Here is a 25222-nt window from a genome sequence, read left to right as displayed (position 1 = left end):
GATGTTATTTTAATATATTAAGAGAATTATTTCTATAAAAATTCAACTAATTATAAAAATTAATAAGATTTTATTGTTTTCTGACAAAACATTTCTTTATTTTGAGGATTATTCAAAATATTATCTTGATAGTAATATAACAATACTTCTAAGAAATCTAAAAAACTCTAATCAATATATTTTAGCTGTTAAGAAGAGTATTCAATCCAAAATTAATGGAGATTTATCAACCTAACATCTCAATATCACCATTAAAAAGATGCTCCTGGATTTATCCAAGAGCATCTTTTATAAAGCTTTATTTTTTACTTGTTTATAATTTATTAATTAACAATTATATAGTTGTAATTAGTCCTTTAAAAATGATAGGAGTGCTTCATTAAATTCTTTGGCATGCGTTGCATTTAGCCCATGTGGACCACCCTTTATTAACGTTACTTTAGAATTAGGAATTGCTTCATGTGTTAATTTCCCACTATATTCATATGGTACAGTTGCATCTGAATCACCATGAATAATAAGGGTAGGTATATTAAACTTCTCCAAGTCTTTTCTAAAATCAGTCTTACTAAAGGCAGTAATACAATCAAGCGTTCCTTTAGGTGATGCACTGGCTGCAATATCCCAATTATATAAACGGAATGGCTCACTAACTAAATCTGTTCGATTACCAGCCGCGAAAAATCCCTTAGTAAATTCATCAAGAAATGCAAGTCGGTCATTAATCACACCACTTTTGAATACTTCAATTGTTGCATCATCTAATGCCCCTTCAGGATGATCCTCTGATTTGTATAAATATGGAGGAACTGCTCCAGCAAAAATAGCCTTTTCAATACGATCTGTTCCATACGTACTAATATACCGGGCTACTTCGCCTCCACCCATAGAAAAACCAACAAGTGTGACATTTTGAAGCTCTAAATGTTCTATTAGTTGATGTAAATCAGAAGTAAAGGTATCATATTCATACCCTTCCCACGGCTGAGATGATTTTCCAAATCCTCGACGATCATATGTTATAACTCTGTATCCAGCCTCAACAAGAGCGGGAACTTGGTATTCCCAAGATCGACCACTTAACGGCCAACCATGAATTAGTACAACTGGTTTTCCTGTGCCATAATCCTCATAATATATCTCAATTGGTTCTTGATTTTCGGTTCCTACAGTAATTTTAGCCATGCTTCTACCTCCAAAAAATATTCTAATATGTATCCTTTTCTTCAATAATCCGGATGAATGTCATAACCTATTCATGCACGTTTATGTTGTGAACTCTAAGTATGAAACTCTATTGTCCCAATGCATTCATTTTCTCCTTTTGGACAATTCCCCCTCTAATACCTTTTTCACCACAATATAATTTCTGAACATTCCTCATATTCAATTATAATAACAAAAATAGGTGACTATCAATATTGTTCTATCTATAGGATGTATAGGTAAAACCAATCTATTTTATAGTGAAAACAACTATAGTTACGACCTATACAAATTATAGATAATTTAGAATTGATTAACGATTCTATTTTCAAATACTATAAATTTGTATAGCACTTCATGTTCTGTGAATGCTGCTATAACCAATATTATTGGTCAGCTTAGTTATAAACGAAGAAACTTATAATAAAACTTTCTTCGATTACTTAATTTTTAGGAGGAATACATAATGACTGATCTCTATTCTCGTATTAACAAAGATGATGCTGTCGTGCTTTTAGTAGATCATCAAACTGGTCTTATGTCCGGACTAGTACGTGACTATGGTGTTGATGAATTCAAGAACAATGTTTTAGCTCTTGCTCATACTGCTAAGTTTTTTGATTTACCAGTTATTTTAACAACAAGTTTCGAAAACGGGCCTAATGGACCTTTAATGCAAGAATTGGTTGATCTCTTTCCTCATGCACCAAAAATAGCTCGACCTGGACAAATTAACGCATGGGATAATGATGATTTTGTAAAAGTAATCGAAGAAACTGGAAAAAAACAACTTATCATCGCAGGCGTAGTTACGGACGTTTGTGTTGCTTTCCCGGCACTTTCCGCTATAAAAGCTGGATATGAAGTATTTGCTGTTACGGATGCTTCAGGAACTTTCAGTAAACAAGTTGCAGATGCTGCCAATACTCGTATGGCACATAGTGGTGTGCAACTTATGAACTGGTTTAGCGTAGCTTGCGAATTACAACGCGATTGGCGCAACGATGTCGAAGGTTTTGGCAATTTGCTTGCTAGCAATCTTCCAGGCTATCAAAATATAATTGGAAGCTATAGGGGAGCTCAGCGCGATCTTAGTAAACAAAATGCATAAATGTATTATCACTTTTTAAAAAGTTTCTAGTATAAATTTAGTGCCGATTAAATCGGCACTAAATTTTAAATTAAACAGTACAACAAAGCTTTTATTTTTATGATTACAGCTTTAGTCAATAGAAAATATATTACTTTCAAAAACTCGATTTTAAACAATTAAAAAAGGAGCGTTTTATTATGAGTAATTTAGAATTGTTAAATCCGGAGAACAGTGCATTAATTTTAATTGATTTTCAACCTCAAATGACTTTTGGAGTTGCAAGTATTGATAGACAAACATTAATTAATAACGTTATGCTACTTGCTAAATCAGCAAAAACTTTTAACGTACCTACTATTCTTACTACAGTTGAGACACGCAGCTTTTCTGGTTATTTTTGGCCACAAATTCTTGATATATTCCCAAACCATGAAATTATAGAACGCAGTTCAATGAACTCTTGGGAAGATCCAAAATTTGTTGAAGCAGTTAAAGCAACAGGTAGAAAGAAATTAATATTTGCAGCACTTTGGACTGAAGTTTGCCTTGCATTCCCTGTGCTTGAAGCAATTAAAGCTGGCTATGAAGTGTATGCAGTTGATGATGCTTCAGGTGGTACTAGTTTGACAGCACATAATGCTGCTATGCGTCGTGTAGAACAAGCTGGTGCAATTCCAGTGACAGCAATTCAAGTTTTACTTGAATACCAACGTGACTGGGCACACAAAGACACTTATGATGCTGTAATGGAAATTGTAAAGGAGCACACTGGCGCTTATGGTCAAGGAGTAGAATACGCATATACTATGGTGCACGGCGCGCTTCCAAGCAGGAAAATATGAAACAAGAAGGAGTAGCTGTCGAAGAGACTTATACAGGGAACACGATGGATGCTGCTGATCCAGTAACAACGATTGTTACATGGAAAATTCAACAAGGTAAAGAAAAACAGTTTGAAACATGGAGACATGAAATCGAAGCTGCCGCTACTAAATTCCCAGGGCATTTAGGTGTAAATCTAATAGTCCCAAATAACGAATCGAGAGAGTATACTGTTATTTTTCGCTTTGATACGTATGAGCATCTACGTGCTTGGCAAGAATCAGACATTCGCCGGGATTTGTTAAAAACGGCAGAACAATTTCAAGTTACTAATCCGAGTTACAAAACTGAAAGTAGTTTGGCTTATTGGTTTGTTACTCCGAAAACGCCAGTTCCACCGCCAAAATGGAAAATGTCTATCGTTACCCTTTTGGGTGTATGGCCTCTTAGCATGTTAGTTCCTAAAGTGATAGGACCTATTATAAAACATATGAATCCTATTATGTCGGCCTTTTTTGTTTCAGTATGTATAGTGTCCTTGCTATCATGGGTAGTCCTGCCGATTTTCGGTAAATTATTTCATCCATGGTTACAAAATAATAGAAAGTAGACGAGGTGTGAACATGAATTTACCGGATATGATCTTATATAACGGAAAAATTACTACCCTTGACCCTTCTCAGCCTGAGGTATCTGCTATCGCCATAACTGATGGTTTAGTCACTGCAGTAGGTGGAGATGAGCTTCTTAATAGTGCCACGGAAAAAACAAAGAAAATAGACCTTAAAAGAAAGAGAGCTATTCCAGGCCTGAATGACTCTCATATACACGTTATTCGTGGTGGTCTGCATTATAATATGGAATTACGTTGGGAAGGCGTGCCATCACTTTTTATTGCTCTAGAAATGCTCAAAGAACAGGCAAGGCGTACACCTGCTCCTCAGTGGGTAAGGGTAGTTGGAGGTTGGTCTGAATTTCAATTTAAAGAGAGACGGTTGCCAACTTTGGAAGAAATTAATGCCGTTTCTGAAGACACTCCTGTATTTGTGCTACATCTTTACGATAGAGCACTTGTAAATCGTGCTGGGCTGCATGCACTGGGATATACAAAAGATACACCAGACCCTCCAGGCTGCTTAATTGAGCGGGATAAACGAGGTAATCCAACGGGCCTTTTAATTGCGAATCCTAACGCTTCTATTCTTTATTCAAGTTTGGGTAAAGCACCAGCACTTAATTTTGACGACCAGATTAATTCAACTCGCCATTTTATGCGCGAATTAAATAGATTAGGTATTACAAGTGCTATTGACGCAGGTGGTGGATTCCAAAATTATCCTGATGATTACAAAGTTGTTGAACATTTAGCCGAGAAGGAACAATTAACTTTGCGTATTGCTTATAATCTATTTACGCAGAATCCAAATCATGAATATGAAGACTTTGCTTCATGGGCAAAAATTGTTTCTCCAGGTCAAGGAACTGATAAGTATAAAATGAATGGTGCCGGAGAGATGTTAGTATTCTCAGCAGCCGATTTTGAAAAATTTCAAATGCCACGGCCTGAACTAGCTACGATGATGGAAGCTGACTTAAAGAAAGTAATTTCTCTATTGGTGGAAAACCGTTGGCCCTTCCGTTTACATGCAACTTATGATGAGTCAATCACACGTTTCTTAAATGTATTCGAGGAAGTTAACAGTGAAATTCCTTTTAATGGTCTACGATGGTGGTTTGATCATGCAGAAACAATCTCAGATCGTAGCATGGAACGTGTTAAGGCTTTAAATGGCGGTATTGCCATCCAAGACCGCATGGCTTTTCAAGGTGAATACTTTGTTGATTTATACGGAAAGGAAGCTGCAAAGCGTACTCCTCCGATTTATCGTATGTTAGACCTTGGTATACCTGTTGGCGCCGGTAGTGATGCAACTAGAGTTTCCAGCTATAACCCTTGGGTCGCTCTTTATTGGATGGTTGCCGGAAAAACCATTGGTGGACTTTCGATATACGATGAAAAAAATAAACTGGATAGAAAAGTAGCCCTGGAATTATATTCAAAAGGAAGTGCGTGGTTCTCTGGTGATGAAGGTAAAAAAGGAACCCTTGCAGTAGGTCAGTTTGCTGATCTTGCTGTATTGTCTGCTGACTACTTTACTGTGCCAGAAGAAGAAATCAAAAACCTTGAATCATTACTCACAATTATGGGCGGACAGGTTGTGTATGGAAATGATGAATTTAAAAATTTATCACCTGAATTGCCGCCAGCATCACCTGACTGGTCACCGACGGGAGTTTATGGGTATGGTGGTGCTAACCTAGCCAACACTATACTTTCTCACGATTCCTATGATAACAAGTTACATAGTTGCAGTAACCCTCTCCATCAACACACTCATACCGTAATAGGAAAAGATGGAACTACATGGGGTATCGGTTGTACTTGCTTTGCTTTCTAAGTCAAAACCACCGGTATAATGCCGGTGGTTTTCTTTCTGCAATAAGGGTATGTAGATTCGAAATAGCATTGTATATCCCTATTGGAATCTATTACTATTCAATAGGACCAAAGAGTTGATAGCTTAAACTTGATTTGTTTTTTACATCCTTCTCTCCGTGCAAAGTCTACCCCTTTCCCTTAAGTAAAAGTCAAAAATCGATCACACCACACATATAAAGCCACTACCCTTTGACTTTAATATTTGCTTTATCTTAAGACTTATAGATTTTTTCAAATTTTACACTAGAATCATTATTATTTCTATTACACTGATACTTTTTGCGAATCATTTAACTTCTGCATAAAGATACGTGCTGCAAAACTTAAAAATTTATCATCAAAGTGAATAAGATTAATATCTTGGCTTGGTGTTGGGTCAGTAATACGAACTATGCTCAAAGTATCATTATTAACAAAGTTAACCAGTGAAAGAGGTATTATGGCAACCCCATGTCCATTGTATACAAGGCTCAATAGAGAAATAGAAGATTTTGTTTCTATATTTGCTTCAGATAAAGATAACCCTAAACTCTCACAATATATTTTAATAGATTCACGACAACTACATGAAACCATTATTCTACTCAGCCCTACTAATTCTCGAAAAGAAACAAATGATTTTTCATTCAAAGGATGATTTTTGGGAATGACAAGGACGAGCTCTTCACTATACAAAAGGGTGTTTGTTAATGTGTCTGGAATTTGAGCACTACGTGTAATCCCGAAATCAATATTTTTGTCAACGATTTGATTTACAGCAACTTCAGATTCTATAATCTTTACTACGATGTTGGGATAATGTTGTTGAAACTTCATAATATAAGGTGTTAAATAAGTGAGATCCTCTAATAAACCTCCTACAGTAATTACACCTCTTTTTACACCCTTTAATTCAAAAATTTCATTATAAACGTCATCAAATTGTTGCATGATAAATTTTCCTTTATCAAATAGCAGCTTACCCGCTTCTGTCATTTTGATACCTCTTCCAACTCGATGAAACAAGGGTGTATCAAGTTCACCTTCTAACACACGGATTTGTTGACTTAAAGTCGGCTGTGAAATACCTAGAACTTCCGCAGCTTTAGTAAAACTATTATTATTACAAACTTGAATAAAATACTCTAAATGACGTAATTCCATTCTTGATACCCACTCTCCGCTTTATGAAAGATTTATAATTTAAAGGACGATATGTATACGTTAACATAACAACTTTATTTCCTACTATATTAATTGCAATTACATAATTTCTTTATTTTGTACTACAATACATTTACTACTATTTATTAATTTTCCCTCCTATTTATTTAATTTATATTTAATTAGGATATTACTAAACAGAAATAACATCTAAAAACTTACACTTTCTGTGCGTAATATCCTAACTTTTTCAACTGTTTACTTATCATTTTTTCTCAATATAGTCCAAACTACCAAATATTTTCCGAATCCCCTCTCTATGCTGTGGAAAAATTAGTGTCACCAATTCAATACCTTCTGAAATAATTGATGCATACGTGATACAAAAACTTACAAGTAATATTTTGTCCTCAATTTTTTTATAGGCCGATCAGCTTTACTGTATAGTAGCTCAAGCACTGCAAATTCAGTTGCATTAAGTCCATAAATTTTTAGATCCTTTTCATACGTTTAGTGATTGGCTGTAATTCCCTTGATAATATAACAAATAACTTTAAAGATAAGCTCTCATAATTACCAATCCTTTACAAGTTATCTTGAATTCGAGATTTATTATATTATCGTCGAAATATTATGTCAATATTTCATTTTAGCGTTATCAAGCCACTTATAATTTATTTCTCAACATAAGACATATAGAATCGTTAGAAAATAACTGTTAATATATAGATATCTCAATTACGTTATTTTTTAGAGGGCTTGTTGTCTAGCGCAAGCTCTCTTTTTTCATAGTCTAAATGGAATTCGGACACATTTTATATGGTGAGTTTTGCCCTCTTTTAGCGATAGAGACAAAAAATCTGGTTGTGATGTAAAAACTTCAAAATAACCGCAAATAATCTATAAAAATCAGACATATTAATGAATATGCATTCAAGCGAATCCGGTCTGTTTAAATTTGATTATTGAACTATTTCTCTGTGGCAAAATAAAGCAGCGCTATGGTCGGAAAAGCGATTCCGATCCACAATGCTACACTCCATCCTCCGAAAAAGGATCCAACAGCAACACCCAAAAAGAAAATAGACATGAATAATCCATTTAAGCGACTACGAACTTCTGGTTGCAAAGAGAAAATCAAACGTTGACTTAAAACTGGAAGAGGAATATCGCACTCGATGTTTCCAGCCCCGTCGACTGCAAGCAAAGCAACTTCTAGAGAAGGGAATTCAAAGAGGAGAATTCAAAGAAAACCTTGATATTGAATTATCCATCGATCTCATTTACGGACCAATTTTTTATCGGTTGCTAGTAACCGGTGATAAGTTTGATGATTCCTATGTACATCACTTGGTAACAAGCGCATTCGATGGAATACGATAAACATGAATAACATTCGAAAAAAGAATTAAATGCGCCTTCCTCCTATACGAATAAAATTTCGCTTAACTTAATAAATAAAATATCTAATTATTTAAGCTGATGTATATGAGTCGGTCCCCCACATACATCAGCTTAAGAGTTGAGAATTACCCTAAATGAATGAACATGCAAAAAAATTTATTCTGAGGATTTTACGATATTTTATTTAATCGAAATGTGACATAACTCCTAATATTAGTCTTATTAAGACGCAAGCTCCCTCTCTTCTATTTTTTAATTGAATATTTTAGGTTTATAATGATTTATTTTTAAAGATAATTACCTAATTTATTAACTTATTTTAGAGTAAAAAATAGGAGAAGCCTATCGTGACAGACTCCTCCTAAAAAAACAACCGTTATATACATATTGAAAATAAATTTATTTTATTAATAATGAATATTCACCAGTGTTATCATCAAATTTATACACATTCAAATAATATTTCCCTGGTTTCGCTACGAATTTTCCCTTTATAGCATTTCCTTCATCTTCACCACAAGCTACGTAATTTTGCATGTCTGATTCATGATAAAGTACCCATGTCATCCCAATGTTTTGTTCATTTACCACAGAAATATCTACTTCTTTTGGAACTGTAACATCAAACGTATAAACATCTGTTTGATCAGGAGCAATCAGATTTCCTTTTACAAGCTTATTAAACGGGAGTACCTTTTCCTCTTCAAGGGATCCACCTGTTTGCGGATCTTGTTTTACAGTAACTTTTGTTTGTTCTTTACTTTCTTTTCCTCTACTATCTTTCACTGTTAGTTCCACAGTATATGCTCCTTTTTCTCCATATACATGGGTAGGGCTGACTTCTGTACTTGTTGTACCATCTCCAAAGTTCCATAAATAAGAAATAATTTTTCCATTTTCACTTTCTGTACCATCACTATGGAATTGAATTCCTTCATTTACTATCCCGCTATATGGTCCATTCATATTTACTATAGTCGTTGTTTTTTCTTTTTCCTCTGTTGCAACACCATGGAAAACAATATCATATTCAAATTGATTGGCTGCATTCACACGATAGTTAACAAAATAGGCTGTAACTGTTTTATAGCCGCTCCATCCTGTTTGAGACAACTGCTCCAAGGTTTGATTGACTTGTTTACTCATTGTTTTCCAGTCTTCAGACTCACCTTTTGATGTACTACCTATGTACTTGCCTTCTACAGTAAATGTGTTAAAAAATTGAGACTCATGTTTTGTGATTTTTGCATCTTTTATATTAGTTACATCAACAATTTCTTTCTTCACTTCAGCTAACGGCTTAGGTGCATGTTGTATTAAGTAATCATTTGTTACTTGTGGTACATTGTATTTATCTTGATTATCAATCAACTGCTGCATATACGTTTGATATTCTGTATTCAGCTGTGCATCTTTACTTAATGCTTCACGATACGCGTCATAATTTTTCACATCGTTTGCACGGATTAAATCCTGAATCTTATCAAAGGTTTCAAAGTGGTGATTATATAGATAAGACTGTAGTGCAAAGGAATAATTATAAAAATCCCATGATCCATATTTTGCGAACAAAGTTTGCTTTGCAGTATAACGGCTTGCCGGATCAGATGATAAGCCACTTATAATACTTTTACGTGGAACAACATTATTTGTACGTGTAGATCCTGCAAAGAATTCTGCATTCCCTTCTTGGAACCAAGTTAAGCGTTCATTTTGATATAGTTCTCCACTCCCAAATAAACCAGGAACCTCGTATCTTCCTTGTAAATAATGAGTGAATTCGTGACGGAATAACTCCTCTAGACTATAAATACTCTGTTTTGGTGTACGCTCATATGTAAAGAAAGTACCCTTCTCTTCAATATAAATACCGCCGTTGTTCGTTTCATATCCATATAATTGTCTATTTAATTGATAATCATCTGGATTATTATAAATTACAATTGTCAGCACATCATCTGCGTTACCTGGTTCTAGTGCTTTATCATTTCCAATTACACGGTGATATTGTGCCTTTACTTCTTTGGCTGCCCAATATAACCTTTTAATTTTCTCTTCTGTTACTTTATCGCCTGTCTTAAAAACAATAGATCCATCATCAAATGTATATGTTTTAGGTAAGTATTGTAACTTCCCTTCTTCACGTATTTTCTGTAAATCTACTGTATTTCCATCATAATCTTTTCCACCGTAGTTTGTTTTGATTTGCTCTACCGCTATAAAATAAGGTCCACTTAGGCGAGGATACATATTCATCGCTTGTGTAATAACTTCCAATCCTTTGTTTGGATTGCTATGAAATTTCCCTAAACGTCCTGCATAATAAATCCCATTATTAATTAGCCAACTATTCTCAGTTGTTAAATTCCGTATGAGAGCAATTCTACTAACCTCATTTATAAAATTATCAATTTTTCCATACCACATTGTTGCATTAGGTTTTTTATTCGTTTCCTGCAAATAAGACTGTAGATCATAATCAATACCTTTTACAATTTCATATACAGCTTGTTCTTTCGTATAATTTTTAGCATACATAGAAAGGTTATCATTAAACTGTTTTAAAATATTTGCTGCATACTGTACTGTTTCAGCATCACTAGAAGCATTACTAATTAACTTTCCATACGCAACTACTACTCTATCTTGCTCAGCTGTACCTAATGTAAAGTTTGGATTTTTTGCAATTGCTTTTAATGATGGTAAACATTTGTCATGGAAGCTTCTCTCTTTTAAGTAACCTACTTCATTATTAAAATATCCCACATAAAAAGCAGAACGTAATACTTCAACAAAAGTTTCAATTCCCTTTGAATCCTCTTTCGTAAAAGATGTCCCTCTTTGTCCTAATTCATCAATGATAACGTTCATACGTTCTTTATTTTGATAAAAAGCTTTCGTATCTTGATTGAATTGAAATAAGTCTGTAATTTGATTCCATGAAACTCTTGATAGCGTATCAATGAATTCACTATCAGACATTTTATTCAATTCTGCCAGAGTATAGCTTTGCTTTAATTGCCTTTCATCATGTTTCATCACCGAAGTAGGTCGTTGTGAAAAATCGCCTACTTTTAAACGCTCTTCAAAATTCAATGTTTCGTCCGCTTTTGTAGCATGAGCCATTTCATCTTTTGAAGTTTCTGTTCCAATTGGTTTCATCTGCAACAGATTATAGGGTGCTTTTTCTTCTGCGGATACCTGTGTTTGAATACTTCCAAATGATAATGCCATCGTACTAATACCGATCATCATTTGAGTAAATTTTAAATTCTTGTTCATAACATTTCCTCCATTTATATATTCCACCCAAAAATATAACATTTTATCTTAATAAATTATCATAAAATGTATTATTACATATTGTTTAATATGTATTTCTGTATAAATTAACATTAAACAAAGCATTATTGAATCTCTTTCTTTTTCCATACATACTCATAAATTGAGTAAACTTTTTGTTTGGAATTTACAGGTTCGTTACACGAAACCAGACTCTCTGGCAAGATTTCTTAAGATGTTCGGGGATAAATAACATTGAATTTCTTGAGCAAATAGTTGTAGTTCATCAGATACAAAAATAGACATAAAAAACGCTATCCTTTCCTAGGATTCTAGAGAAAGAATAACGTTTTTTTACTCGTTCAGTACTTAGTAGGTATAACTTTTTATATTTCAAATGACTTTTCTCTCTAAAATTATTTTTCATACAAATTTTCAGATTCTAAAAAATCTATAAATTTCTTATAATGTGTCACTGTTCTTTCTAAAGCAATCATTAAAACAAATATAAAATAAATTGCTTGAATTCCATTCATATAATTAAAGAGTGATTCAAATATATATACAATACTTGCAATCATAGAACAAAACCATAAATAAAATTTCATTTTCAGTTTTTTAATTTTTTGCTTAGTTGTCTTACAAGGCTGGCCATGAACTCTTATAAACAAATAAATTGCTGTATGCAAAATAATAATTGAAAATTGGAAACTTCGATTGTCCTCTGAACTAAATTCAGAGAAACCTATTTCTAATGAATGTAATACTATCCAAATAGAAAACAAAGATAGCACGAAGACATATAAAAAACCAAATAATAATTCAAAAATAAATAACCAAGGTTTATTTAATATTGAGTAAAATGGATTTAGATATTTTATGGTTAATAAAAATTTCTTCACTAAATCAGTAATAATAATTGATGTATTAGTTATATTCATATAGAAAAGTAATGTTATTGGAACCAATAACATTATAGCAATGCCCCAAATGGTAATCTTAATACCGGATAAAAAGAAAACAGCTCCAAAAATTACAACTGAAAAAATAAAAGTTGATATTGGAACAAACATTAAAAATATAAGAGTTCTTATTAAGATTAACTCCCCTAAAAAATCTTTTATTATGAAAACATGTATTTTTTCCTCCTTGTAATTCTTCACAGTTTCAACTATTTCTTTCTCGGATAAAAGAAAATACTTCAATCTATTAAACATAAAAAAACTCCTTTATATTAATTTAAAAAAGATTGCCCTCTGTATGCTACAGAGGGCAATCTTTCTTGATGATTAAAATATATACCCAACTGTTAGCAAATATATTAAAAGACATTGTCATTAATTCACTTTAAATTTCACTTCTGGGTATTTGGAGTCCAATTTTTCAAGCGCAGAGCTATCGTCTACCTGTTTCACATATCGATCAAAAAAAGCGAGACTGAATTCGTTTATAATACGGTGAACGTATCTTGGATCTTCATCTAAGCTTCGTAACAAAGGAGAGAACAAATGAAAATCAGTGAAACTCGTATGATTGGTATGGGGAATAACCATTGACATGCCACCACCTGCAAGTGCATGGTCACTACGAACTTTTCCCTCTAAAAAATCTTTCGTGGAATCATCACTAGTCTCTGCATTCATAATCAAAAACGGTTTTCCAACTCTAGATTTCGGAACATTTTCCCCATATAATGTACCATCCATATTGATGGCTGCTTTGACACGGGAGTCTTCCACTAACACTTGCGCAGCTGTAGCTCCACCATAAGAATGTCCAAACATTCCAATTCGGGATGTATCCATTCTTCCTGTAAAGCGATTATCTTTATCGCTTTGGTTAAGCTTCTCTATTTGATTAAGTACAAAAACAACATCTTCCTTCCATAATTTGATATGGCGATCTCGTTCGGCAAAATCAGTTAAATTGATCGACTGTACAAAAGCGGTTCTGCCATCTGGAAAGACGGTAGCTGCAGCATCATAGGTATGATCAATTCCTACGACGATGTAACCTTGGCTGGCCAACTCCTCCACCTCAAACGTGTTTTGATTGCGAAAACCGCTTAAACCATGGGAAAAGAGTAGGACCGGATAACGTTCCTCTGAATCTGACAATTGAGCTTCCATGAATGCATTCGACTTCATCAAGCCTAGATGATGAAACGCGAATGCTGGAATAGACAATGATTTTTCCAACCCCTTGGCAATCTCATCCGAGTTATGGATATAAGGTGCGCGATTCATCTCTCCTTTTTCTTTTGCAGGATACCAAACCTGAACCATCAGCTCGCGCCGGCCGTTCAAATCTTTCATATAAGGTTCTTCTCGATTATAATCAATCCAATGATAAAGTGTAGTACCAACCTTGAAGGGACCGCTCGTTTTTTCAAATAAAACTACCGGCATGAGGGAAGGAAGCATGACCGCAATAGTCAAATAAATGACCAGTAGCGCTGTCTTGACTGTGAATGCCCCACAACTTTTAACGTTCTTTTTTGATTCAGCAAATAGATAGCAGCTTGTTAAAATAAATGGGGACAAATAAGCAGGAATCATCTGCCAGCGATACCCTTCTACGATAAGCTGCACAACAACCACACAAAAGGCAACTGTTAGAATGAAGACAGACCATTGTTTTATTTTCTCACTAAAAAACAATATACAGCCTAGAATACTAAAATTCACAATAATTATAACAGTCTCAAAAAAATCCATTTACATTCCTCCTATACCCGTATTTTATCTTCAAGGACATCCCAGCCAAATTGAAAAAACAATTTAAAATTACAAACTTTTCGTTTCCATCTCTGATTATCTTAATTCGTACCTTCAGTACCGAAAAATTATTTTTGGTACTCATTTTATATTATACCGAAATCTTCCAGACTGTAAAGTATAATTACCCTTAAGTAAAATCGACATAAAGTGAAACTTTAATCAGTGGGGTTTTCTTCATCCCCCACTGATTATCAGCCCTCACCAATCGGACTTTTATGGGCAGTTGATCTCCCACCTAAATTCTTTGCTTTCACTGAATTTTGAGGTAGGAATCTTACTGCCCATTAAAGCGGGATAAAAATAAAAAATGAGCGGGGCTACGTTAACCTGTATGGTTATTGTGACCCTACTCATTTTTTATGTAGAAGTACTATTTAATCCTTACTTGTGATTCCATGCAATATGATATCGGCCATCATTGCAAGTGACTCTTGTAGAGTAATTTGGTTAGAGGCTATACTCCCCTGTTCAAAAATTGATTTCATTAACGTTTTGAGTGTTTGGATTAGCACTGGAATGTCCATTGAACGTAAAACACCGCTATTGATGCCCTCTTCAACTAGCCCAGTAATTACCTCCCATTCTTCATTTATGCCTTGTTCTATTTTTGCCCACTGCTCTGGATGGTAACGTCGCAGTTCAATCAGTAAACGTACGAAGCTGTGCTGAAAATCCTTAGGCACAATTAAAAGAATCCCTTTTAATTTTTCCGGTATGGTCAAATTCGAATTATCGATAATTTCCCGAAAACGTATTTGGGCTTCTTCATTTATTTGCTCAACTACATAACCAATAAGCTCGTCCTTAGATGGAAAATGCTCGTAAAGCGTACTTTTGCTTACACCTAGATCACGAGCTAAATCACTCATTGTGAATTTTATTCCCCTTACATGAAAAAGCGCAATAGCAGTTTTGGCAATCCGATCTTTCATCATTTATTCACCTCATACCAAAATAGTAAAGTTATTATCTCTCCAGTACTATAATAGTACTTCGAGTACAAGAATAGTTTAACTTTTTATTTCTTGAAGGTCAAACGTGATGAAGATGATGACATTTCACTTCATAGCCTTTAAATGAAAATATTATGTTTTTTATGGAAACCAAGTTTATTTTTATCATTGCGGGGACATCAAAACTTTAACTTGATAGGGATATGGCACTACCCCAATTAATAAATATTATTAACTATATGTCTATCATATTTTTTATAAACAGGATCAATTAGATTTAAAAAAAGATTTCTTTTTCTTTACTCGTAATAAATCACCTGTCCACCCTTTGAATCGCATATACATATACATACCGCCTGTTGTGAAAATAATAAATAAGAGAGCAATTAAATAGCTATATTTCCATTCAAGTTCAGGCATGTATTTAAAATTCATACCCCATAATGCTCCTAAGGCTGTCAAAGGCGTACTTACAGCAGTTAATACAGTAAGAGCTTTCATAATTTCATTCCCACGATGAGAAGAAACAACTTCTTGCAAATGAATCATCGTGTCTAATTCTTCTTGGTACTCTTTAACAAGTTGTAATCCACGCTCTAATTTTACGTGTGTTTGTTTATAACAAAGGGTGTTTGTTAGTTTTTCTAACCAAGCTTCCTCCAAGCCTTGTAACACTTCTTGTATTAAGCGAAACACATGTGTGTTCATAAATAATTCATGACGAATATGATAAATCCTTTCTAAAACTGCTATGTTATTATGATGATAAAAATCCCATAACACATTTCTGAAATTGTTTTCAAAATAGTCAACCTTTCGTAAATAGTGAGATATAAATATCGATAAGATGGCACATAGTCCTTCAGCGGAACTATTACAATTTTTTATACCTATAGGGAAATTATGTATTAATTCTTGAAAATCTTCTTCCTCTTTTTCTTGGACCGTTATCAGTATCCCATGAGCTACGAAATAATGAAGAAATTTTTGAATTTTGGCGTCCTTTTTATCTTGATCATATAAAAACGAACCATATACACAAGTTTGACTTGGTGATAACGTATAAACATATAATCCATTTTCACAAGGAGAACTTATTTTCTTTACAAATTGAGGGAAATAAGATGTTACATCACGGGGGATTATAGAAGAAATTTCTTCAAGCTCACTAGTTTTCACATGATACCAACTCCATTTCGTCATTTTTATGCATTCCATATTATTCTTCCTTTCTAAATAGTTTTATGTTTGATCGAATCATATCCGTAATATGAAATTTGTATGTAGGTATCCATATCTTGGAGGAAAAGTTTTTAAATCATCTAAATTACAAAATAAATGCATAGGAGGTCTTATTCTTTAAAAAGGAAGACCCCCTATATATTAGTTATTTTTATTCTCAATTTTAAACATTTCCTCTATACAAGCACTTTTTATCTTTTCTTATTTATATTTGGAAAAGAAGCCACACAATTTGGCACGTCTATTCAACGAACTCCATTTCGGTCGTCATTATAATTTGGATTTATATGCAGATTGAGTGGTGATGTCCTCAAATACTTGACTTCCAATAATATAGTATCCATGAAGCGCGGCCTCTTTTGAAGCGTCTACCATACGGAAAGAAACAATTTCACCTTGCATTTTTTCAATTTGTTTTTTGTGGAGATCTACTATTCCTCCTGTCCAAATAATAGTATCATACTGGTCTAACTTAAATTGTTCTTGTAATACACGCATGATGTCTTGGAAATGTGTATCCAACTCTTTTTGAATTAAAATATCCACCTGACTTGTCTCATAATTTTCTTCTTTATCTCCATATCCTTTTTCTAATATTTTTGGCATGTCATTAATATGCAATTGATTACTTTCACCCGCATGATTCTGCACGATATTCTTAATATTTTTCAAAGGCTTGCTACATCCTAGTTCCGTCTCATAATGATTTAAAATGACATTCTGTTTCATATCTGTCATTTCTAATGTACGAAATCCACCATCAATAATTAAGATGCGATCTTGTTCCTGAATGATTCCCTCTTTTAAGAAATAGGCATGTAAAGCGATCGGTTGCTGAAGAATCAAAGCATTTTCAACCGTAATATTAATAAATTTCCCATCAATTTGTACGGAAGTTTCTTTTTTTAGTGCACGTTGTAATTGCTCATGCTGACTACCAAAACAAGTGACTGGAAGCCCGGTAACAACTAAAGGTAACACGACATTTTCTTTATAATCCTTTGCAATGCAACCAAATATTTGTTGTTTAAACTCTTCGCTTTCATAATAATTTTCTATTTCTTCGTCAAATGGAGGAAGAAATGAAGCGTCAGATTGATGTGCTTCATTTCCCATGTAGTATGCAAAGTCTAAGTCTATAAAACTTACTTTTGTTAAATCTTCACTTTCAGCATGATTAGGTACAGGAGCTAGTGTGGCAGCTTCACTCTTAATCGTCACCTCAGAATCTACATCCTGTCGATATGCCCGCTTAGTAAAACCAATTCCTACATCAATTGCATACAGAGATTTCATACTTTTTTCCTCACTTTCTCTTTTTAGAATTAAATCTAAGCACTCTCTTCTTTCCCTTCTTTCACATATTTCTTTTCATTTTCCGTTTTTTCTCCGTCTAGGTTCTTACCATTTTGTTTTATTTCATTATCCTTTTCATCTTTTTTCTTTTTGTTATTTTCGTTTTCTGTTAAATCTTTAATAGTAGAAATGACAACCGGTGTGGCTGTAAGCAGTTGTGGTAATGTTTGTTTTGCAACATTAGCTGCAGTTACAGAGAATTGTTTACTTGTCTCGGTTACCTTCTCTAATGTTTCCTTTATGTTTCCTTCTTGTAGTTTGTCTTTTACGCTTTTTCCTTTTGTTTGTATAGCTTTCCGATTTTCTTTTTTTAACAGAGATACTATGACTCCGGTCGTAATCCCAATCACAGCATATTTAAATATTGTATGTTTCATTTTTCTCACCCTTCTCTACTTTTATTTTCTTCCATGCTACAACCTAAAATAATTAACTTATCTATTTATCAGATATTGCAATCTATTAGAGAGAATGATAGTTTTGCGGCTGCCTATCACTCGCCGTTAGTGTTTCATCTGTTACTAGAAGTAAAATTCTCCCTTGATCTAGTTTTTCTTCATATAAGTTAGCTTCCTCCTTCGACAACCCCATTTCCTCCATTTGATTTCGGAGCTCGTCCCCTTTTTTGGAGAAAAAGTTGATAATACTTGTGCCCAACCCTTGTTCTTTTACTCCAATCGTATTTGTGTTTGTATCATCCGCAATCTTTTTTGTTATATGTTTTTCATGTGTTAAGACGTAAATGTCATCTTGGTGAATCCCTTTCAATTCTAGCTCTTTTACTTTCATAACTACTTCCTGTTCATTTTGATATTCATAAACCACCGGTTTTCTTTCATTCTTATGCATCGTATTTTTCCTCCCTTAGATTTTTTATTTTCTTATTTAGTTGTTATGTAATATGTAATACACCTATTTTAAAGATGTTAAACCTAAATTTTCAAAAAACTTCACATAATAGGTTATTAATGTTTTTGAATATCAAGGAAATGTCACGAGCACTTTGCTTTGATAACAGTGTTACAAATAACGCTTTATTTGGAAGACAAGTCCATTATTTTATAGAAATCATAGAAAAATAAAAAAGCACTCCTTTTCAAAGAGTGCTAAAAAAAACATATAACCTAATAAAAATATTTCTATTTTGATTACAGAAAGAAAGTCTTTATTAAAACATATGGTTGCTAATTTAATTGCGATCTGCCTTGCACCCAAGCAGCAATATCATTTATAACATACTCAGGAATATTAGCAGGACTATAATATTCATCCGGTTTACTTATTTCCCCATCGCCCTCTGTAAAGAAATGATTTAACTTTGGATATAGTCGATAATCAACGTTATTTCGTTCTTTTAATTGTTCTTTCCAAAGAGGAATTTCGATTTTTGATTGAACTTGATAGTCTCTTTCTCCTTGAATAATAAGAAGTGGTGTCTTTTGTTCTTTTGATATTTCTGCTGCTTTAATTTTCCGAATAGAATCCCAAAATACTGCTGATCCTAAGTAAAAATCTTTTGGAGGATTCTGACCAGAGAAATTTGGATCATTTAATAATTCAAATTGCGATTTGTAGAATTTATATTGCTCCTGGTTCATTGCTCCAATAGAAAAAAGATACTCAAATTGATCTAAAACAACGTCTTGAATCGCACGAGCTGGTCCACCCATTACAATTGCCCCAGCAATATTTTGATTTTGGTCTTTTTCAATCATTTTCGGAAGCATCATTCCACCTTGACTATGACCAAGAATATATATTTGATTCTTATTTATTAGAGGCTCATTTTTAAGAAATTGAGTTACAAGAAGAGCATCATCTGTTGTCTCTTTATCAACTGTATAGAAGGGACTGAATTGTGTTTTCAGCCCATGTTCATACGTTCGTTTATTATAGCGAAGGACAGCAATTCCCTTCGATGCAAGACCTTCAGCTAAATCGCGAAATGGTTTTAAAGCAAACGCTGTTTCATCCTGATCAGTTGCTCCTGATCCTTGAACAAGAATAACCGCTGGAAAAGGACCATTTCCTTTTGGAACCGACAATGTTCCTGGTAATGGAAATGCACCACTTCCAACTACTACTTCTTTATCAACAAATGATTCAGGCTTACTATATGATGGACGCTCAGCAACAGGACTAAACGACATGCTTAGTTGAAAATCGTCTATTTTTCCAGATGGATCTAGTTTAATTAGTAAAGGTACAGTCATTTTTTCAAAAACTAATTGAATCTCCACATTTGTATGAACAGGATTTGTCTCTTTTTGTGTAACCTCTCCAATTTCTATAAAAGAACCTGCTTGTAATTGAACTGGCAGTCCCTCCCAATAGCTCTTCAACCATTCTTCGGATATTATTTTCTGTAATGACCTTGAGGTTAAATCAAATGCAGATTTATAATCTTCACTATTCATATGGCGAATAAATGAAAGAGTAGTAGATATAACAGGATTTTCATCATCACTATTGTCTATTTTTTTTATATTTGTGTTTACTTCCTTTAATTTTGAAATAAATTGGTGGTTAAATGGATTATTATATGTATTAGGATATAAATTTGTTTTCAAAATTTCCGTATTCCGTGCCTTATACAAACTTGAAGAACTCGTAAACTTTTCAGGTGAAATTACTTCCTCCGCATATGAGACTGAGGGAATTGCTATTGTAAAAATTGCACTGATAAGTAATAACTTATTACTTATTCTTCTTTTCTTACCCATACTTATTGATTCTCCCTTCAAAATTTAAAATTTCTAATACAATATGCCAACTATAAGGAAAATAAAAATTACCAAAGAGATTAATAATCTATTTTACGATCCCCCTCTCAAGTTAAAAATCTATCATTAACAAACTTCAATAAAAAACGCCTTCCCCCTCTTTTTTTATTGTTGGATTTTCCAATGACCTAGAAGCACAGCACGAAATTACATGTAACCTACCCATGAGATTCTCTGTTTCAAAAGAAAAAAGCACCCCACTAGATGCTTTCTTTAATTGTTCTCACTATCATTTATTTAGGTAATTCTCTTATTACTGTAAGATAAATTCATTCTATTTCCTAAATCTCACTTATTTCTTAATTCACTCATACCAATATAAAACCTAATAACCTACCATCAAAAAATAAAGAAAACAGGTTATTTGGCTATTCATTTCGTAAACTTAATGCTCAAATTAGTTTTTTTCACAAAGTTAAACTTTATTAAGAAAAACTTAAAGAATTTCCCTCTATATTCATAAGAACTTTTTTCTATACTCAAAAATGTAAATAGACAAAAGGAGAAACGATCATGAAGAAATTTGTAATTTGCATACTAGGAATAGGCCTCCCTATATACTTACTACCTTTTATATTACGCGGAGATTTAGACAGATTTAATCCGATTGCTGAAGAAAAAAATGTATATGCCGTTGCGAAAGGATATGGTGTTCCAGATTATCATCATAAAGGCAAAGCTATGTACTCACTAAAAGCTGTTGACGAATTAAGTAATGAAAAAGAATATACAGTTGGAACGAACACGCCTAATGATTTTATAAGAAAAACTTACTTAAAAATTCATGTGAAAGGAAAATATGTGTATTCTTACGATATTATTTCTAAAGAGGATATTCCTGAGAAAATAAGGGGACAATTGGAGATAGCAAATAAATAAAAGAGCCAATTCATACGATTTGGCTCTTTATTCTCTCTCCCATCTACCGTTTGGATAATTCTTTCGGTAGATTTATTAAATTCGTTATCATTGTTCCAATAACCATTGTTCAATTACTTTTACTGTTTCATCTCGTTGTGCTTTTGCCGTAATTAAACTCGCATTATCACCTTTTTGCTCACCATACATGCCAAAATGAGCATGGTTTCCCCCTTTTATCATGTGCATAGTTGTATTTTTCGACATTAACTTTTTATTGTTCTCTATTTTTTCTACAGTTGCTAAAGCATCTACTTCCCCATAAATTGATAACATCGGAATCGATTTTGTAGAAAAGTCATCTGCAGGATACGAACCTAAGAAAATAATCCCGTCTACCTTGTCTTCATGCTGAGAGGCATACTTAGAAATCATAGCTCCGCCCATTGAATGCCCCGCAACATACCATTTTTGAACTTCAGGATACTTTTCAATTACACTATCTACCTCATTTATTCCAAATATCGCTAAGTTTAATGGTAACTTAGGCATTACTACAAAGTGCCCATCTTTTGCAAGAGCTTCTCCTAAGTAACTATAAGCCTCAGCTTCTACTTTAGCTCCTTGATAAAAAATAACCCCTACTTTCGCATCTTTCGCTCCAAAAACGATATTATCTTCATCTTTTTTATCATCTACTAACGACAAAGCCTCTTGCGTCGGTTTATAAGTAAACTGAGACCAAGTTAAAAAAGTAATACTTCCTATAATTAAAATAGCTAGTAAAGAGTACAGCGTAATTTTTATCCATTTCTTCACAAAGATGACCTCCATAAGATGTATATATTCCATATTTCGGATTATCATTAACACACATAAAAACTCGAGCATTTTTATTATGCTCAAGTTTTTATTTACGCCTTTAATTTATACTATAAATGGTCCAAGATAAATATGTAGCAAATGCAGTCCATAAAAAATATGGAATTAGCAACCATGTCGATACTTTAGATAAATTGGAAGAAACCGCTATGAGAAGCAACGTAGTAATAGCGACTAGTAAACAATCTATTGTTGCTAAAAACAAATTCTTTTGGCTAAATTGAAAATAGCTGAACGCTTGATTGAATATATAATTTAAAAGGAATAAAAACCAAAATGTTTTTGGCTTAAATCCATAGTTGTTGTAAATAATTGCTACTGATAATGCAATAAGTCCAAATAATACAGCCCATATCATTCCGATTGTCATACCAGGAGGTGTCCAAGACGGCTTTTCTAACGCATCATACCAAGTACGATCAATAGGGAATAAAACACTAGAAACATAAAACAAACCATATGTTAGTAAAAATACTATAATACTAGATTTTTTCATAAACATTCTCCTTTTTACTAGAAGATTATAGAAACTTTATATGATTAGTATGTCCTTATAATGGATAAAATTCTAAATACATATTGTTTAACCTATTTCATACAAATTCTTTTATATTTTTATATGCACAAAGGGCTCTCTCTCGTGCTGCCTTATGATCAACAATCGGATAAGGATATGTATTCCCAAGTTTTATATTGGATTTTTGTAAAATATGCTCAGGTGCTTCCCAAGGTTTATGTATATATTTGTTTGGGATATCTCTTAATTCTGGTACCCATCTTCTTATATACTCTCCATTTTTATCAAACTTTTCTCCTTGTGTGATAGGATTAAAAATACGAAAGTACGGGGATGCATCTGCTCCACTTCCAGCAACCCATTGCCATCCCATTGTATTATTTGCAATATCAGCATCTAGTAGTGTATCCATAAACCATTTTGCACCTTCTTGCCACGGAATTAACAAATGCTTTACAAGAAAAGAGGCTACAGCCATTCTTGCCCGATTATGCATAAAACCGGTTTGCCATAGTTCTCGCATTCCCGCATCAATAAACGGATAACCAGTTTCACCCTTCTGCCATACTCTTAATAACTCCTCTTCCTTATTCCACGGAAAATGTTCAAAGTTTTTATTAAGAGGTTTATATACTGTAAACGGATAGTGATATAGCAAATAATAAGAAAACTCTCTCCAAATTAATTGGCGTATAAAACTAATCACTTGTTTTTCAAAAAAACTACATTGTCTTTCGGTACTTTTATTTATTAAGTAGTGATACATTAACTTCACTGATATTTGGCCAAATGAAAGATATGGCGCCAACATTGAATGAGCATTTTGATTTGGAAAATCTCTTCCTTCACTATAAGAGGCTAATTTACTAGAGAAAAATTTCTTAAATGTTTTGTATGCCCCTTCCTCTGTAGGCTCCCATATTGCTTCCATATGAGATGTCCACGGTATAGTCGGCAACAAGTGTAATTCTGAGACAGATAAGCTTGCTGGTAAAGAGCTTCCCCACTTTATACTCTGTACTCTGCTAATAGGTTTAGGTATTACCTGCTTTTGAAATGCATTGTAAAAAGGCGTAAACACCTTATATTCAGTGTTATCCTTCTTTTTTATAATCCACGGTTCTAATAATAAATGCGAATTAAATTCCTTACAAATAATACCTTTATCTTCTAATATCATTTTCATTTTTTGATTAGATTTTAACCTGTCTGGATCATAACAACTATTCCAATATACAGCCGTTATATCTAATTGTTTTATGAGAGAAAGTATTTCTTCCTGTGTATTTCCTTTGCGGATTATTAAAGTAGAGCCCAATGCCTTAAGTTGCTTTTGGACATCCATTATAGCATGGCGTAACCACCACTTTGCCGCACTTCCTATTGAAAAAGTTTCATCTTGTACATATACCGGAAGAACCTCCCCGGACTGAACAGCCTCAAATAGAGCTGGGTTATCATATAAACGAAAATCTTTTTGAAACATAACGATAATTTTGTTTTGCATGGCTATCCCCTCTTACTCTTAAAACATAATAGATTCTTTATGTGAATAATCCTCTTTTTTACTTTTGCATTATTATATTAATAATTCTTTGTAATCGTAAACAAACGTTTCCATAGTTATTGGACTTCTATCTAGTAAATTCGATAAATCTGATGTGACTTTTTTAGCTAACCCTAATTTTGCAGTTGTATATATTCCAATCATAACCCAAATAAAGTCACTGTTAAGTCCCTTTTGAATCATTCTTTTTCTAAATTTAAATATACTTGGATTTGTATAAGTAATATCTTTATTTATTATTTTTGAAATAATAGCAGCAACTTCATAATATGTTAATGCCTCATTTCCCGTTAAAGAATAAGCTTTAAATTCATGTCCCTCTTCGGTTAATATTTTAGCTGCAACTTCTCCAATATCCCGTACATCTATAAAACTTGTTTCCCCTTTACCAGCAGGTACTTCAATTATTTTTTTATTTCTTAATTCATCACCATGTTGTGATAATAAATTTTGCATAAAAAAACTCGGTCTTAGGAATGTGTAAGGGATCCCAGAAGCCTTTATCATAGCTTCAATTTTAGCATGAGGTACTATCGGATTTTTTTCTACACCTAATAAAGATAAAAATACAATGTGTTTTATACCTATTTCTTTTGCGGCATCTACAACAGGCTGGAAATACTTTTTTGCATCAGCTAGATGTGGTGGTCTTATTAGAAAGATTTTAGTAACACCTGTTAAAGCCGCCTTTACAGATGAAGGATTTTCAAAATCAAAATACACTCCTTCAGTTTCTCTACTGCGCGTTGTGACTTTGAAAGTAGCATTTCTTTTTATTAGGCATTTTACAACCTCTTTTCCTACATTCCCTGTAGCACCTGTTACTAAAATCAT

20 protein-coding genes and 3 pseudogenes are annotated in these 25222 nt (G+C 33.4%); 6 read left to right on the top strand and 17 right to left on the bottom strand.

What is annotated here, in order from left to right; translation table 11 throughout:
* Window positions 1–348: 348 nt before the first annotated feature.
* The gene (locus AU379_RS08345) at window positions 349–1185 is read right to left on the bottom strand and encodes a bromoperoxidase (protein WP_061139111.1); all 837 of its coding nucleotides are present in this window, start codon (window positions 1183–1185) and stop codon (window positions 349–351) included.
* Window positions 1186–1672: 487 nt separating this feature from the next.
* Between AU379_RS08345 and ycaC the strand changes: the two genes are divergently transcribed.
* From ycaC to AU379_RS08325, 4 genes are all read left to right on the top strand, one after another.
* Entirely contained in the window at window positions 1673–2317 is a 645-nt protein-coding gene (gene ycaC, locus AU379_RS08340) for an isochorismate family cysteine hydrolase YcaC (RefSeq protein ID WP_000131216.1), read from the top strand.
* 179 nt (window positions 2318–2496) lie between these two features.
* Complete coding sequence (locus tag AU379_RS08335) at window positions 2497–3141, top strand: hydrolase (RefSeq protein ID WP_000067162.1); 645 nt, start codon at window positions 2497–2499, stop codon at window positions 3139–3141.
* Window positions 3138–3731 carry an antibiotic biosynthesis monooxygenase gene (locus AU379_RS08330; RefSeq protein ID WP_061139110.1) on the top strand — a complete coding sequence of 198 codons (594 nt, stop codon included), beginning with the start codon at window positions 3138–3140 and terminating at the stop codon, window positions 3729–3731. The genes AU379_RS08335 and AU379_RS08330 overlap by 4 nt, the downstream gene beginning before the upstream one ends.
* A 13-nt stretch (window positions 3732–3744) precedes the next feature.
* Window positions 3745–5580 carry an amidohydrolase gene (locus AU379_RS08325; RefSeq protein WP_061139109.1) on the top strand — a complete coding sequence of 612 codons (1836 nt, stop codon included), beginning with the start codon at window positions 3745–3747 and terminating at the stop codon, window positions 5578–5580.
* A gap of 305 nt (window positions 5581–5885) precedes the next feature.
* On the opposite strand, the gene AU379_RS08320 is transcribed toward AU379_RS08325, so the two are convergent.
* The 3 genes and pseudogenes from AU379_RS08320 to AU379_RS08315 form a co-directional block, all read right to left on the bottom strand.
* Window positions 5886–6764, bottom strand: a complete 879-nt coding sequence (locus tag AU379_RS08320; RefSeq protein WP_000423208.1) for a LysR family transcriptional regulator — start codon at window positions 6762–6764, stop codon at window positions 5886–5888.
* 218 nt (window positions 6765–6982) lie between these two features.
* Window positions 6983–7345, bottom strand: a pseudogene (locus AU379_RS31190) (MarR family transcriptional regulator).
* 389 nt (window positions 7346–7734) lie between these two features.
* Window positions 7735–7920, bottom strand: a pseudogene (locus AU379_RS08315) (MFS transporter); the annotation flags it as partial.
* Here AU379_RS08315 and AU379_RS28660 point away from each other — a divergent pair.
* Window positions 7917–8147, top strand: a pseudogene (locus AU379_RS28660) (TetR-like C-terminal domain-containing protein); the annotation flags it as partial. The pseudogenes AU379_RS08315 and AU379_RS28660 sit on opposite strands and share 4 nt — an antisense overlap.
* Window positions 8148–8567: 420 nt before the next feature.
* Here AU379_RS28660 and colA read toward each other — a convergent pair.
* From colA to AU379_RS08270, 9 genes are all read right to left on the bottom strand, one after another.
* A complete protein-coding gene (colA, locus tag AU379_RS08310; RefSeq protein ID WP_050821962.1) occupies window positions 8568–11450 on the bottom strand; it encodes a collagenase ColA in 2883 nt (960 codons plus the stop codon).
* 416 nt (window positions 11451–11866) lie between these two features.
* Window positions 11867–12667 (bottom strand): hypothetical protein, encoded by an 801-nt coding sequence (locus AU379_RS08305; protein ID WP_000483298.1) that lies wholly within the window; start codon window positions 12665–12667, stop codon window positions 11867–11869.
* Between the two features lie 120 nt (window positions 12668–12787).
* Window positions 12788–14167: a dienelactone hydrolase family protein gene (locus AU379_RS08300; RefSeq protein ID WP_000345276.1), complete on the bottom strand. Its 1380-nt coding sequence runs from the start codon at window positions 14165–14167 to the stop codon at window positions 12788–12790.
* 437 nt (window positions 14168–14604) lie between these two features.
* The gene (locus AU379_RS08295) at window positions 14605–15162 is read right to left on the bottom strand and encodes a TetR/AcrR family transcriptional regulator (RefSeq protein WP_000654864.1); all 558 of its coding nucleotides are present in this window, start codon (window positions 15160–15162) and stop codon (window positions 14605–14607) included.
* 288 nt (window positions 15163–15450) lie between these two features.
* Window positions 15451–16401, bottom strand: a complete 951-nt coding sequence (locus tag AU379_RS08290; RefSeq protein ID WP_061139108.1) for a magnesium transporter CorA family protein — start codon at window positions 16399–16401, stop codon at window positions 15451–15453.
* Window positions 16402–16695: 294 nt separating this feature from the next.
* Window positions 16696–17721 (bottom strand): ParM/StbA family protein, encoded by a 1026-nt coding sequence (locus tag AU379_RS08285; protein ID WP_061139107.1) that lies wholly within the window; start codon window positions 17719–17721, stop codon window positions 16696–16698.
* 35 nt (window positions 17722–17756) lie between these two features.
* On the bottom strand, window positions 17757–18158 hold the full coding sequence (locus AU379_RS08280; protein ID WP_061139106.1) for a hypothetical protein: 402 nt from the start codon (window positions 18156–18158) through the stop codon (window positions 17757–17759).
* Between the two features lie 85 nt (window positions 18159–18243).
* Window positions 18244–18630, bottom strand: coding sequence for a general stress protein (locus AU379_RS08275; protein ID WP_000549439.1), 387 nt, complete (start codon window positions 18628–18630; stop codon window positions 18244–18246).
* Between the two features lie 335 nt (window positions 18631–18965).
* Window positions 18966–20504 (bottom strand): DUF3887 domain-containing protein, encoded by a 1539-nt coding sequence (locus AU379_RS08270; RefSeq protein WP_061139105.1) that lies wholly within the window; start codon window positions 20502–20504, stop codon window positions 18966–18968.
* Window positions 20505–21077: 573 nt separating this feature from the next.
* Between AU379_RS08270 and AU379_RS08265 the strand changes: the two genes are divergently transcribed.
* The gene (locus AU379_RS08265) at window positions 21078–21443 is read left to right on the top strand and encodes a YxeA family protein (RefSeq protein WP_000714887.1); all 366 of its coding nucleotides are present in this window, start codon (window positions 21078–21080) and stop codon (window positions 21441–21443) included.
* 87 nt (window positions 21444–21530) lie between these two features.
* On the opposite strand, the gene AU379_RS08260 is transcribed toward AU379_RS08265, so the two are convergent.
* From AU379_RS08260 to AU379_RS08245, 4 genes are all read right to left on the bottom strand, one after another.
* Window positions 21531–22241 (bottom strand): alpha/beta hydrolase, encoded by a 711-nt coding sequence (locus tag AU379_RS08260; protein WP_061139104.1) that lies wholly within the window; start codon window positions 22239–22241, stop codon window positions 21531–21533.
* 103 nt (window positions 22242–22344) lie between these two features.
* Window positions 22345–22800: a tryptophan-rich sensory protein gene (locus tag AU379_RS08255; protein WP_000749742.1), complete on the bottom strand. Its 456-nt coding sequence runs from the start codon at window positions 22798–22800 to the stop codon at window positions 22345–22347.
* A gap of 97 nt (window positions 22801–22897) precedes the next feature.
* Window positions 22898–24328 carry a deoxyribodipyrimidine photo-lyase gene (locus AU379_RS08250; protein ID WP_061139103.1) on the bottom strand — a complete coding sequence of 477 codons (1431 nt, stop codon included), beginning with the start codon at window positions 24326–24328 and terminating at the stop codon, window positions 22898–22900.
* A gap of 72 nt (window positions 24329–24400) precedes the next feature.
* Window positions 24401–25222 (bottom strand): SDR family oxidoreductase, encoded by an 822-nt coding sequence (locus AU379_RS08245; protein WP_000604771.1) that lies wholly within the window; start codon window positions 25220–25222, stop codon window positions 24401–24403.

Origin of the sequence: Bacillus sp. JH7, from assembly GCF_001563515.1 — a bacterium.
Lineage (GTDB): Bacteria > Bacillota > Bacilli > Bacillales > Bacillaceae_G > Bacillus_A > Bacillus_A cereus.
This window is presented reverse-complemented; position numbering and strand designations above follow the sequence as displayed.

Bases quoted from the DNA above. Each gene is read 5' to 3' on its own strand.
- AU379_RS08345 (WP_061139111.1), bottom strand. From the start codon at position 1,185: ATGGCTAAAATTACTGTAGGAACCGAAAATCAAGAACCAATTGAGATA.
- AU379_RS08275 (WP_000549439.1), bottom strand. From the start codon at position 18,630: ATGCATAAGAATGAAAGAAAACCGGTGGTTTATGAATATCAAAATGAA.
- AU379_RS08325 (WP_061139109.1), top strand. From the start codon at position 3,745: ATGAATTTACCGGATATGATCTTATATAACGGAAAAATTACTACCCTT.
- AU379_RS08305 (WP_000483298.1), bottom strand. From the start codon at position 12,667: ATGTTTAATAGATTGAAGTATTTTCTTTTATCCGAGAAAGAAATAGTT.
- AU379_RS08335 (WP_000067162.1), top strand. From the start codon at position 2,497: ATGAGTAATTTAGAATTGTTAAATCCGGAGAACAGTGCATTAATTTTA.
- AU379_RS08280 (WP_061139106.1), bottom strand. From the start codon at position 18,158: ATGAAACATACAATATTTAAATATGCTGTGATTGGGATTACGACCGGA.
- AU379_RS08270 (WP_061139105.1), bottom strand. From the start codon at position 20,504: ATGGGTAAGAAAAGAAGAATAAGTAATAAGTTATTACTTATCAGTGCA.
- AU379_RS08290 (WP_061139108.1), bottom strand. From the start codon at position 16,401: ATGGAATGCATAAAAATGACGAAATGGAGTTGGTATCATGTGAAAACT.
- AU379_RS08250 (WP_061139103.1), bottom strand. From the start codon at position 24,328: ATGCAAAACAAAATTATCGTTATGTTTCAAAAAGATTTTCGTTTATAT.
- AU379_RS08320 (WP_000423208.1), bottom strand. From the start codon at position 6,764: ATGGAATTACGTCATTTAGAGTATTTTATTCAAGTTTGTAATAATAAT.
- AU379_RS08265 (WP_000714887.1), top strand. From the start codon at position 21,078: ATGAAGAAATTTGTAATTTGCATACTAGGAATAGGCCTCCCTATATAC.
- AU379_RS08295 (WP_000654864.1), bottom strand. From the start codon at position 15,162: ATGAAAGATCGGATTGCCAAAACTGCTATTGCGCTTTTTCATGTAAGG.
- AU379_RS08245 (WP_000604771.1), bottom strand. From the start codon at position 25,222: ATGATTTTAGTAACAGGTGCTACAGGGAATGTAGGAAAAGAGGTTGTA.
- AU379_RS08300 (WP_000345276.1), bottom strand. From the start codon at position 14,167: ATGGATTTTTTTGAGACTGTTATAATTATTGTGAATTTTAGTATTCTA.
- AU379_RS08255 (WP_000749742.1), bottom strand. From the start codon at position 22,800: ATGAAAAAATCTAGTATTATAGTATTTTTACTAACATATGGTTTGTTT.
- colA (WP_050821962.1), bottom strand. From the start codon at position 11,450: ATGAACAAGAATTTAAAATTTACTCAAATGATGATCGGTATTAGTACG.
- ycaC (WP_000131216.1), top strand. From the start codon at position 1,673: ATGACTGATCTCTATTCTCGTATTAACAAAGATGATGCTGTCGTGCTT.
- AU379_RS08285 (WP_061139107.1), bottom strand. From the start codon at position 17,721: ATGAAATCTCTGTATGCAATTGATGTAGGAATTGGTTTTACTAAGCGG.
- AU379_RS08330 (WP_061139110.1), top strand. From the start codon at position 3,138: ATGAAACAAGAAGGAGTAGCTGTCGAAGAGACTTATACAGGGAACACG.